This is a genomic window from Aquificaceae bacterium, assembly GCA_037722135.1.
In the GTDB taxonomy this organism is placed as follows: domain Bacteria; phylum Aquificota; class Aquificia; order Aquificales; family Aquificaceae; genus Pampinifervens; species Pampinifervens sericum.
This window is the reverse complement of sequence record JBBKAW010000013.1, coordinates 1-11,506: the sequence shown is the minus strand read 5'-3', so window position 1 is coordinate 11,506 and position 11,506 is coordinate 1. Positions and strand designations below refer to the sequence as shown.

The following is an 11,506-nucleotide window of genomic DNA, read 5'->3' as shown; positions in this document are numbered from 1 at the left end:
TTACCCCTTTACCACCACTCTCACAACCCTATCTTCCCCAAGCTCCCACCTTTTCTTTGCCCTCTGGTCAAGTCTACTAAGAGGCAAGTCCTTTTCCTCAATTCTGTCATAGAAAACCTTACCCTCAGAACTCACTAACATGAGGTCTACAGAGCCCTTTATGGGTATTACATCCACAAGCCTTTCCCTCATAGAGCCCAGGACTTCCACTCCTTTGGTATACCTGCCTCTCTGTGGAATTTCTTGAAGAGATACCTTCTTTATACCTCCATTTTCTGTTATTACCAAAAGATACTCCGCATCCCCCAATGCCCTTATGCCTACCACCCTGTCCTCTTTTTCAAGTTTTATACCTTGGACGCCCTTTGAGCTTAAACTTGCAGGTGGAACTTCGCCAACGGGAAATCTCAAAAGTCTACCTCTGTGCGTAAAGAGGATAATGTCCCCTTCTTCTGGTGCTTGCACTACCTTTACAATTCTGTCATTCTCTTCGGAAAACTTTATTATCTGCATTCCTTGAGATTTGTATTCAAAGTCCACAAGAGGTATCTTCTTCACATAACCCCTTTCTGTGGCAAGAAGCACCCTTCCTTCCACGCCAGAACGCACAAAAGCTCCCACTATCCTTTCCTCAGTCTCCTTTAAAGACAAAAGACTTCCCCTTAAGGCTTGAGAGCCTGCTATCCAATAGACCCTTCCTCTATCAGAGACCATAAAAAGCCCATCGGTAAAAGGCACTTCCAAAATGTTTACCACCTCTTCGCCCTCTTCCATCTCCTCAAGAGGCACAACCCTGCCTTTAGCATAGACCATAACTGTAAGGCTACCCTCTTCTAAGCTTTGAACGCCCTCCACAAGGGTTTTCCTTGGAGTGCTAAAGGACTTGGATAGTTCCTGCATCTCCTCAATAAAGACCCTTACTCTCTCTTCTTCACTTTCCACAAGCTTCGTGTAGTATTCTATCTTCTGCCTAAGGTCTCTTTCTTCTTCTTCCAGTTTACTCCTTTCAAGGGATGTGAGCCTCTGAAGCCTCATATCAAGCACCGCATTTGCCTGTGCCTGTGATAGACCGTATTTTTTAGTGAGCTTTTCTCTGGCTTCTTGCGTGTCTGCGGAACTTCTTATGTCCTGTATTACACTGTCAAGGTTCTTAAGGGCTATGAGCAAGCCTTCCACTATATGAAGCCTTTCTTTTGCCTTTTGCAGGTAAAAGTTAGACCTTCTTAGGATAACTTCCAGCCTATGAGCCATAAACTCTTGAAGCAGTGCCTTTATGCCAAGGAGCTTTGGCTCACCCCTTACCAAAACCACAAAGTTTAGAGGGAAGTTCTTCCTTAGAGCGGTATACTTGTATAGCTTTTCTAAGACCTTTTCCCCCTTTGCCTCACGCTTTAGCTCCACCACTATCCTTATGCCTTCCTTGTCAGATTCATCTCTTATATCGGATATCTCCTTTAGCTTGCCTTCCCTTGCAAGGTCTGCCATACGCTTTATGAGGTCTGCCTTGTTTACCTGATAGGGAATCTCGGTTATCACTATCTGCTCCCTTCCCCCTTGAAGCTTTTCCACATGAGCCTTTGCCCTTATACGCACCTGACCCCTACCCTTTTCATAAAACTCTATAAGCTCCGAGTAGTTCTCCACTATCCCTCCGGTGGGAAAGTCTGGACCCTTTATGTATTTCATAATCTCTTCTGTGGACAGGTCTGGGTTCTTTGCAAGTTCAATAAGAGCTTGACAAACTTCTCTTAGGTTGTGTGGAGGGATAGAAGTAGCGAGACCTACCGCTATACCGCTTGTGCCATTGCAAAGGAGATTTGGAAACTTAGCAGGTAGGACCGATGGCTCAAGGGTAGAGCCATCAAAGTTTGGCACAAAGTCCACCGTGTTTTTGTCTATGTCCTCTAAGAGTTTTACCGCATACTTGGAGAGCTTTGCCTCCGTATACCTCATAGCAGCGGGAGGGTCTCCGTCCACAGAACCAAAGTTCCCTTGACCTATCACCAACGGGTAGTTCATGTTAAAGTCCTGTGCCATACGCACAAGGGCTTCGTATACCGCTTGGTCTCCATGAGGATGGTAATATCCAAGCACCGCACCCACAATCCTGGCACTTTTGACAAAAGCCTTTTCCGGGTATAGACCCATATCGTGCATAGCGTAGAGTATTCTTCTTTGAACAGGCTTTAGACCATCCCTAACATCAGGAATAGCCCTCCCCACAATAACAGACATGGCATAGTCTATGTAGGACTGCTTGACCTCTTCTTCTATGGGAACGCTGATGACTTCCATGGAGCTTTTAAAATTATAACATGCTTGAGGGCTGGTTGAAAAAACTAAGAGAAGTGTCTCAGAACTCTGCAGTCCTCGTGGAAGGCAAAAGGGACAGGCAAGCCTTACAAAAGTTTGGAGTAAAAAACATCTTCACCCTTGAGGGTAAAAGGCTTACAGACCTTCCAGACCTTCTTGAGGGTTTTGAGAAGGTAGTGCTTCTTTTTGACCTTGACAAGCACGGCGAAAGGATAAACTCAAAGGTTAAAGAAATCTTAATCAAACAGGGCTATATTTTAATAGAAGACTTTAGAGAAGAGTTAAGGACTAAGGGAATAATTTACGTGGAGGACATAGATGGAAAAGGTAGGACTTCTAAGCACACTGATGGTGCAGGACAGACTAATAAGGCTCAACATACAGATGTTGGAGGGCATTCTCAAAGAGATAAAAGCTGATGTGGAGGAAATAGATATTCTTGCGGAGGCTTGTCTCTCAGAGGAAGAACAGAAGAAATACAAGGAGGCTGTCCTTAAAGTTGAAGCGGACCTTTTAGCCAAGATATCGGAAGTTATAGACCACATATACGACATATACGAGGTTTTCAACTTTGACATAACCTTCCTTTCCACATTACCAGAGGAGTTGAGCAGGGAGATAGAGAGGCTTAATGCCTTAAACTCTATAAACTCCAAGCTGGAGCTTATAATCGCTATACTTGAGGAAATTCTGCTCATTGCGGAGGAGAGCCCAAGGATGTCTGCCATACTTACGCCTTTTAGAGTTTATGAAGAGGTTCTAAAGCAGAGTATTGAGTTTAACAAAAGGCTAAACGACCTTAGCTTTCAGAAGATAGGATAAGCTCAAGGACTTTTTTAGCAGCAAGTTGTTGTGCGGACTTTTTGCTTCTACCCTTTGCGGTAGCCCTAAACTCCCTTATATTGCATTCCACCTCAAAAATCCTGTTGTGATGGGGTCCTTCCACGCTTACCACACGGTAAGTAGGTCTTTCTTTCCATCTTTTCTGAGTCTCTTCTTGGAGAAGGGTTTTGTAGTCTCTTTTATAGTCCTTGTTTTTAACCGCAGACACGAGTCTCTCTTTGTATAGCTTGCTAAAAAGAGCCTTCACAAAATCCGTAGACCTTCCACAGTCTATATACACCGCAGCCCACAAGGCTTCAAAGGCATCTGCCATAAGGGAAGAGCTCACATAGCCCCTTTTTCCTTTCCCACCGTAGAGTATATACATATCAAGGGAAAGCTCCTCAGCCAGCTCATGCAGGTATTCTTCGCTTACAAAGTAGGATTTCATCATGGCAAGCTCACCCTCAGAAGCGGAGGGAAACTCAGAAAGCAGGATGTCCACCACGAAGAAGTTTATAAGGGAGTCTCCAAGAAACTCAAGGGTCTCATAGCTTTTTAGACCATGCTCTCCTGCGTAAGATTTGTGAGTGAGAGCTTGTATGAGAAGTTCTGGGTTGTTGAAGCTATAGCCAAGCCTCTGTTGAAGCTCTTCAAGGCTTTTTGAAGACAAGGCAGGCATTTGTTCCACCAAAGCCGAAGGAGTTGGACAAGGCATACCTAACAGGATACTTTATTGCCTTGTTTGGCACATAATCAAGGTCGCACTCGGGGTCTGGGTTTTCAAGGTTTATGGTAGGAGGTATTATGCCCGTTTCTATAGTTTTCACCGTCGCCACCGCTTCCACTGCACCCGCAGCACCCAAAAGATGTCCTATCATAGACTTGTTGGAGCTTATCTTAAGCCTATAGGCATGCTCTCCAAAGAGCCTCTTTATTGCAAGGGTTTCAGACCTATCGTTTAGAGGTGTAGATGTTCCATGAGCGTTTATGTAGTCCACTTCCTCTGGTCTTATGCCTGCATCTTCCAAAGCGAGCTTCATACACATATATGCACCCTCACCATCCGCGCAGGGAGCAGTTATGTGGTAGGCATCATCTGTGGCACCATAACCCACGAGCTCTGCGTATATCTTTGCACCCCTTGCCTTGGCATGCTCATATTCCTCAAGCACCAAAATCCCAGCACCCTCTCCCATTACAAAGCCATCCCTGTCTTTATCGAAGGGTCTTGAAGCCTTTTGTGGTTCATGGTTTCTTGTAGAGAGTGCCCTCATAACCGCAAAGCCTGCAACACCAAGAGGAGTTATGGCACTTTCGCACCCACCCGCTATAGCCACGTCAATGTCTCCCTTCTGTATGAGCCTCATGGCATCGCCTATGGCGTGGTTTCCAGTGGCACAAGCAGACACCACACAATAGTTGGGTCCCTTAAAACCAAACCTTATGGCAACAAGCCCGCTTGCCATATTGGAAATACCGTAGGGTATAAAGAAGGGAGAGACCCTTCTGGGACCCTTTTCCATAAGGACCTTATGCTGTTCTTCTATGTCCCTTAGCCCACCTATGCCCGTGCCTATTATAACTCCTACTCTGTAGGGGTCATACTTGCTCTCTAAAAGACCACTATCCTTTATTGCCTCTTCAGAAGCTGCGACCGCAAACTTGATAAAGTCCGAAACCTTTTGAGCTTCCTTTTTATCAAAATACCTTTCTGGTTCAAAGTCCTTTACCTCTGCTGCGATGTGGACAGGAAGTCCTGCCTCAATGGGGTCAAACCTTTTTATTATGTCTACTCCACTAACACCTGCTATAAGGTTCTCCCAGAACTTTTGCACTCCGGTTCCTATGGGGGTTACAGCCCCAAGACCGGTTATCACAACACGACGCATCAGCCCTTTACTCTCTCCTTGAGATAGGCTATAACATCGCCTACTGTTCTTATTTTTTCTGCATCTTCGTCAGGTATTTCAATACCAAACTCCTCTTCAAAAGCCATTACAAGCTCAACCACGTCCAGAGAGTCTGCTCCAAGGTCTTCCACGAATCTCGCTTCGGGGTTTAACTTATCCACTTCAACACCAAGCTGGTCTGCAATTATCTCCTTTATCCTTTGCTCCAGGTCCATTTTTTACCTCCTGCCTTTTATAGCGTTTTTAATATTATAGCACATTTTGGACTTCTTGCATGTGCAACCCCTAATAAGAAAGTTAGAATGCGTTTATATAGCTATGTGGCTTTATAAAATCAAGCTAAGACCTCATAGAAACCTTTTGATTAATTGCAAGTTTAGCTCTGGATATTGGGAGATATAAACCATCCAATAAACAAATAAACCTTTGCCCCGCTATGCGGGGTGCTATAATATATCTACTATGGCAGGGCACAGTCATTGGGCTCAGATAAAGCACAAAAAGGCAAAGATTGATGCACAAAGGGGCAAAATATTTACAAAGATAATACGAGAGATAACCGTTGCGGTTAGAGAAGGTGGACCAAACCCAGATACAAACCCAAGACTAAGAACCGCCATAGAAAATGCCAAAAGGGTAAACATGCCTGCGGAAACCATAGAAAGAGCCATAAAGAAGGGAACTGGTGAGCTTGGGGGAGAAAACTACGAAGAAGTGCTATATGAAGGCTATGCACCAGGTGGTGTAGCCCTTATGATAATTACTCAAACAGACAATAGAAACAGAACCACTTCAGAGGTAAGGCATGTGCTTTCAAAACATGGTGGAAACCTCGGGTCCTCTGGATGTGTGTCTTTCCTCTTTGATAGGGTCGGCATCATTGAAGTGCCAAAGGAAGGCATAAGCGAAGAGGAGATATACGAAAAAGCTATAGAGGCTGGCGTGGAGGATGTGGAGATAGGAGAGGTTGCATACACATTGTATACAAAACCTGAAGAACTCTACAGCGTAAAGGAAGCTTTAGAATCTGGTGGGCTACGTATAGATAGGGCGGAGATAGCTTACAAACCTAACACCTTAGTTCAAGTGCAAGACCCAGAGACCGCAAAAAAGATAATAAAACTCATTGAAGCCTTAGAAGACCTTGATGACGTCAAAGAAGTTATAGCCAATTTTGATATACCCAAGGATATTATGGAACAGTTAGTTTAGAGCAATCTGTCTAAGAGGACGACTATAAAGAAAATCACGCTCACGTATCCATTTACTGTAAAGAAGGCTTTATTTATCTTTGAAAGGTCATGGGGCTTTACGAGGCTATGCTCATAATATAGGAACAGTGCAATACCGAAGAGACCAAAAAGATACAAGAGACCAAGAAAATCTATCCTAAAAAACAACCCTAAGAGTGCAAAGAAGGTTATAAGGTGAAAAAACCTTGCTATCCAAAGAGAATTTTCTATGCCAAATCTTACTGGAATAGACTTAAGACCATGTGTTTTGTCAAACTCATAGTCTTGGAGTGCATAGAGTATATCAAAGCCTGCAACCCAAAAAGCCATAGCAACACCAAGAATTATGGCGTTAAGGGATATGCGCTCATTAAAGGACACATCTATAGCCAAGGGTATAAGGAAATAAACCGCACCAAGAACTAAGTGAGGATAGTAGGTTATTCTCTTGGCATAAGGATAGAGCCAAAGAAAAAAAAGCACTAAGGGAGAGAGCAAGAAGGCGTATATGTTTATCATAAAAGCAGAAAACAGGAAAAGTCCAATAGATAAGAAAATGAGCCTTTTTATATTTTCCTCTGACACCTCTCCCTTTGCGTGAACCCATTGGCTTGTCCTTGGATTTAGTCTATCTATGGGTAGGTCTATTAACCTGTTTAGTGCCATACCTGCGGTCCTTGCACTAATAAAGGCGAGAATAACCCAAAAAAGCTTCCACAGGGATGGTGTCTCCTCATACAATAAAATCACGCTTGAGAGGGCAAAGGGCAGGGCAAAGATGGTGTGTTCAAACTTGACAAGCTCAAGGTATTTTCCTGCACCTTTCATGTAATAAACCTCACCAATTAGGCTTATATTATAACTATGCTTCAGATAAAAGAAAGAGACCCACTTAGCAGTTTGGTGCTTGAGGTTTTAGAGGACCCTTCAAAAAAAGAAAAGCTATTCTATCTCTTATGCTATTCACAGCTCGTAAGAAGAGAGGGAAACCCATACGTGGAACTTGAAAAGTTCCTCTCTTGTGCCTATAGAAGCTTTAAAACCACAAGGAATTACTGGAAAGATGTGCTTGTGGAAATGAACCTCTTTGTTATATCAGACCTGTATGGGAATATATACTCTGGCAAGGATATATATAGAGTAGAGGAAGATGGCATATACCTTATAACCATAAGAAGTGAGTATCATAGCAACTTTGAAAGTATTAGCCAAAAGGTTCTAAGGTTGTGGAACATACTTAGTAGAACAATGGTATACAGGAAACATCTAAGTGCGCAGGATGCGGTGGTAATGTCAACCTTGCTTTTCAACGAAGGACTTTACGAGGAGCTAAAAAGCTACTGTGAGTTATGCGTGGAAAGATACCCATCAGAGGGCAGATACTTTTCCATTCTCTATAAACTTTCAGAGCTCTACTTAGGTCTGAAAAGGGAGGTGGTAAAGGAGCTAAGAGATATTTTGCAAGAGGCACAAAAGCTTGGGGATGTATACTACGGACTTAACCTACATAAACTCAAAAGAGACCTTCAAACCCTCCTTAGAAAAGCAGAATTAGGAAAGAGCATAAGCCCTCTAAAGATAGAGTTTATAAATCAAAGGAAAACAGGCGAAAACTGGTTTAAAAGAATTCTCACAAAGCTAAGAGATGCGATAAGCAAACTTTTACGCAGGAATGAGGACAAACATTTTTTTGAGGGGGATATATGTTTAAAGAGTTTTCAGACCCTATACACGAGCTAATAAAAGCCTACGACTGTGAGATAAGGATAATAGATAGTTTCCCTTTTCAAAGACTTAGGTTCATAAGCCAGTTAGGCATAGCCTATATGGTATTTCCATCCGCACAGCACAGCAGGTTTGAGCACTCTTTGGGAACTATGGAACTTGCAGGAAGAATTTACAATAACCTTGGGCTCAAAGATGAAAAGCTCTACAAGATAGCAAGATTGGCAGGTCTATTACACGATATTGGACACACACCCTTTTCTCACACCACAGAGGTCCTCCTTGGAGACAAAAGTCATGAATCCATAGGAGAAAGGGTGCTTTTTGAAGAGGGTATTGCGGATATACTAAAAAACTGTGGATACTCTCTTGAGGATATCCAGCTTATTGTGGAGCTTGCCTTTAGGAAGGGTAGTAGCCTGCCAAAGATAATCACTGGAGAATTCGGTGCGGACAGGATGGACTATCTCAGGAGAGATGCCTATTTTTGCGGAACTTCCTATGGCTTTTTTGACTACCGTAGGCTCTTGGAGAATATGCTTTTTATAGAGGGTAAAAAGTGTGTCCATATAAGTGCACTCAGAGCTCTGGAGAGCTTTATTCTTGGAAGGTATTTTATGTATTCTCAAGTTTATTTCCACAAGGTGGTGCGTATCTTAAACATCCATTTGGAAGAGGTAATCCATGACTTTTTGGAAAGAGGACTTTTAAACAGAAAGGACTTTTATAGAAAGACAGACCCTCATATACTTCACCTTATGTTAGACAGGTCTTCAGAGGAAAAGGTGAGAAGGGTGTTAGGAAGAGAACATTTCAGGGAAGTCTTTTCCACTTCATCAAAAGAGCACTTTGAGTTTGTAAAAGAAAGACTTTTGGAAAAGTATGAAGAGAAGCTTTTGAGGTTTGACCAAGCTAAGAAAAAGGTATTAGACGAAGACATACCCGTATGGAACGGAAACGAGCTACTTAGTCTGCGAGAGGTGTCCACCATCGTAGCCTCTTTGGAAGATATAGAGCTTTACAGAATATACGCACATCCAATGTATAAGGAAGAAGTAAGGAGCTATGTTAGGAAGATATCTAAGTAATTCTCGCCTGACAACCATTATGCTTGTGCGTCTTACTTCCCTTGTAGGTATCCTATCCCTATGGAATGTAGCAGATACGGTGTATTTTTTCGTATTTGTAGTCTTATACCTTTTGGGTGTGCCTATGGACATAAAGGCTACCTATCCCGTAAGGAGAATATTTCTAAACCTTTTTGGCGTTGTCTTGACCTTATATTTTCTGTCCTTTCTCACTCTTGAAGACCTTCTCAAGCCCTTTTCTCATGTAGTTCTTTTGCTTCTTTCTATAAAAAGCCTTGAAGAAAAAAAGCCAAGAGACCTCTATCAGATACTTCTTTTGAGCCTTTTTGCAGTATCCATATCTACCGCATATAACCTCAGCCTTAGCTTTCTTCTTGTTTTTATCTTGCACAGCCTCTTGGGTGTTTCTTCTCTTGTATTTCTTAATCTGTATAGAACTGTGGGAGAGCAAAGCTTTGACCTTGGCGTATATAAACCCTTTGCGGTGTCAAGCCTTATCCTGTTTATTTTGGTTGCCTTTTTTACTCTTCCCTTCTTCTTTCTTCTTCCAAGAACACAAGCTCCTCTTTTTGACCTCATATCCAGAGGCAGTGGACTAAAAACTGGTCTTGCAGAAAGCGTAAGCCTCGGTAAAGTGGGAGAAATACAGGAGGACAATACGGTTGTTTTTAGGGTTTATGGACTTCCTCAAGATATAAAAGACCCATACTGGAGGGTGGTAGTTTTTGGAGACTACGTAAAAAACACGTGGGTTAAAGTAAGAGAAGAAGCCTTCCAAATGCCTTCGGGAAGTGGAGACATTATATACACTCTTGTTATTGAACCATCCTTTGATAACCTGATACCCGCACTTGACTACCCTTACAGGGTCTTAAGTGTGGAAGGGCTTTCCGCCAATGCCTATATGGCTACAGGGAACACCCTTCGCCTAAGTAGAGAAATAAACAGAGCCATAAGGGTTAAAGTTAGCTCCTCAAAGAACCTCTATCTTGAAGAGGACCCAAGAGATTACATGAGGATACCACCAGATATAAGCCCAAACCTCAAAAAACTTGCAGAGGAGCTCTCCGCCAACGCAAAGACCGATATGGAAAAGCTAAGGAATGTTATCCAGCACTTTTCAAAGGGTTATAGCTACACTTTGAGGTTGGAAAGGTATGAGGGAGACCCTCTTGATTATTTTGTTTTTGTATCTAAGAAGGGGAACTGTGAATACTATGCCAGTGCTACCGCTCTACTTTTGAGGCTTATGGGTGTGCCTGCCAGGGTAGTGGGAGGATACAAGGGTGCTCTCTGGAATCCGTATGGTGGATATCATATAGTAACCAACTCTATGGCTCATGTGTGGGTGGAGGCTTATGTGGAAGGAAGATGGCTAAGGGTAGACACCACACCACCCTACGTGTCTCCCAGCTTAGAAAGGATTTCCACCCTTGCTCTAATAAGAGACTCCATAGTGAGCTTTTGGTATTCCAACATAGTGGGCTACACTTCAGAAAAGCAGATAAGGCTCTTTAGAAACATAGGAGAGGGTCTAAGGGCGGAGTTAAAATTAGAAAACCTAAGAATAAGAGCTTTACAGATATTTTGGATACTTCTTCTTGCTACCACCCTTTATTTCATCTTTCTTCTACTTGGGAGACTTAGGAAAACTCCCGAAAACCTATACCGTAGGACAAGAGAACTTCTTGAAAAGGAAGGCATAGTATCAAAGAACCTCCTACCAGATGAGATAATATCTGCCTGCAAGGGCACAGAGCTATACAATTATGTCAAGTTTATCCTTTCCATATACCAGAAATACAAATACTCACCCTATAAGGTATATCCTGACGAAATAGAGGAAGGCTACAAGGCACTAAGGAAGCTAAAGGATATTATCCGTAATTCTCGTCGCTCCTAACCTTTATGACTGTATGCACATTACCCCTTGGGTTGAAGTCTCCAATTACTTCAAGGAAACGTGGCTTTAGAGTTTCATAAAGCGCAGTGTATATTTCATTAGTTGCTTGCTCGTGAGATATGTAGCGATTTCTAAACTTATTGAGCCAGAGCTTTAGGGACTTTAGCTCTACAATGTATTTATCTGGAATATACCTTATCTTTATGGTGGCATAGTCTGGATACCCTGAGCGAGGACAGAGACAAGAAAACTCGGGAAAGGTTATTTCTATCATGTAGTTTCTCTCTGGTGTAGGGTTTTCCCAAGGTTCAAGTTGAGCCTCTTCTATTGCTATCTCTCCGTATTTCTTCTCCATAGTAGTCTATTTTAGCTCATTTTGACCATTCAGCAAGGGGCAGAAGGTAATAAACCCTACTTAACTTACCTTTTACTCATAAACCTGCCATAGAGAATTAGAAGGTATATCACCATAAGGCTCACAAGGACGAGCACAAGAAAATACAAAAACAC

The 11,506-nt window shown here is 42.6% G+C and carries 12 protein-coding genes; 6 read left to right on the top strand and 6 right to left on the bottom strand.

From position 1 onward, the window contains the following. On the bottom strand, window positions 1-2,295 hold the full coding sequence (locus WKI49_01030; protein MEJ7621083.1) for a DNA topoisomerase (ATP-hydrolyzing): 2,295 nt from the start codon (window positions 2,293-2,295) through the stop codon (window positions 1-3). A gap of 20 nt (window positions 2,296-2,315) precedes the next feature. Between WKI49_01030 and WKI49_01025 the strand changes: the two genes are divergently transcribed. Both WKI49_01025 and WKI49_01020 read left to right on the top strand, forming a co-directional pair. Further along, on the top strand, window positions 2,316-2,732 hold the full coding sequence (locus WKI49_01025; protein ID MEJ7621082.1) for a toprim domain-containing protein: 417 nt from the start codon (window positions 2,316-2,318) through the stop codon (window positions 2,730-2,732). Continuing rightward, complete coding sequence (locus WKI49_01020) at window positions 2,632-3,135, top strand: hypothetical protein (GenBank protein MEJ7621081.1); 504 nt, start codon at window positions 2,632-2,634, stop codon at window positions 3,133-3,135. The genes WKI49_01025 and WKI49_01020 overlap by 101 nt, the downstream gene beginning before the upstream one ends. On the opposite strand, the gene rnc is transcribed toward WKI49_01020, so the two are convergent. Genes rnc through acpP form a run of 3 tightly spaced genes read right to left on the bottom strand, consistent with a single transcriptional unit; the run spans window position 3,113 to window position 5,263 of the window. Further along, complete coding sequence (gene rnc, locus WKI49_01015) at window positions 3,113-3,817, bottom strand: ribonuclease III (GenBank protein ID MEJ7621080.1); 705 nt, start codon at window positions 3,815-3,817, stop codon at window positions 3,113-3,115. The two genes, WKI49_01020 and rnc, sit on opposite strands and share 23 nt — an antisense overlap. Then, window positions 3,789-5,027: a beta-ketoacyl-ACP synthase II gene (gene fabF / locus WKI49_01010; GenBank protein MEJ7621079.1), complete on the bottom strand. Its 1,239-nt coding sequence runs from the start codon at window positions 5,025-5,027 to the stop codon at window positions 3,789-3,791. The genes rnc and fabF overlap by 29 nt, the downstream gene beginning before the upstream one ends. After that, window positions 5,027-5,263: an acyl carrier protein gene (gene acpP / locus WKI49_01005; protein ID MEJ7621078.1), complete on the bottom strand. Its 237-nt coding sequence runs from the start codon at window positions 5,261-5,263 to the stop codon at window positions 5,027-5,029. Before acpP ends, fabF begins: the two co-directional genes overlap by 1 nt. A gap of 247 nt (window positions 5,264-5,510) precedes the next feature. On the opposite strand from acpP, the gene WKI49_01000 reads away from it, so the two are divergent. Continuing rightward, the gene (locus WKI49_01000; GenBank protein MEJ7621077.1) at window positions 5,511-6,260 is read left to right on the top strand and encodes a YebC/PmpR family DNA-binding transcriptional regulator; all 750 of its coding nucleotides are present in this window, start codon (window positions 5,511-5,513) and stop codon (window positions 6,258-6,260) included. On the opposite strand, the gene WKI49_00995 is transcribed toward WKI49_01000, so the two are convergent. After that, entirely contained in the window at window positions 6,257-7,108 is an 852-nt protein-coding gene (locus WKI49_00995) for a UbiA-like polyprenyltransferase (protein ID MEJ7621076.1), read from the bottom strand. The genes WKI49_01000 and WKI49_00995 overlap by 4 nt on opposite strands. Window positions 7,109-7,144: 36 nt before the next feature. On the opposite strand from WKI49_00995, the gene WKI49_00990 reads away from it, so the two are divergent. From WKI49_00990 to WKI49_00980, 3 genes are read left to right on the top strand one after another with little or no spacing between them, the layout of a single operon-like run. Then, window positions 7,145-8,020 (top strand): hypothetical protein, encoded by an 876-nt coding sequence (locus tag WKI49_00990; protein ID MEJ7621075.1) that lies wholly within the window; start codon window positions 7,145-7,147, stop codon window positions 8,018-8,020. Next, on the top strand, window positions 7,984-9,093 hold the full coding sequence (locus WKI49_00985; GenBank protein ID MEJ7621074.1) for an HD domain-containing protein: 1,110 nt from the start codon (window positions 7,984-7,986) through the stop codon (window positions 9,091-9,093). Before WKI49_00990 ends, WKI49_00985 begins: the two co-directional genes overlap by 37 nt. Beyond that, window positions 9,071-10,996 (top strand): DUF3488 and transglutaminase-like domain-containing protein, encoded by a 1,926-nt coding sequence (locus WKI49_00980; GenBank protein ID MEJ7621073.1) that lies wholly within the window; start codon window positions 9,071-9,073, stop codon window positions 10,994-10,996. Before WKI49_00985 ends, WKI49_00980 begins: the two co-directional genes overlap by 23 nt. Here WKI49_00980 and queF read toward each other — a convergent pair. Beyond that, window positions 10,971-11,351, bottom strand: coding sequence for a preQ(1) synthase (gene queF / locus WKI49_00975; GenBank protein MEJ7621072.1), 381 nt, complete (start codon window positions 11,349-11,351; stop codon window positions 10,971-10,973). The genes WKI49_00980 and queF overlap by 26 nt on opposite strands. Window positions 11,352-11,506 lie beyond the last annotated feature (155 nt).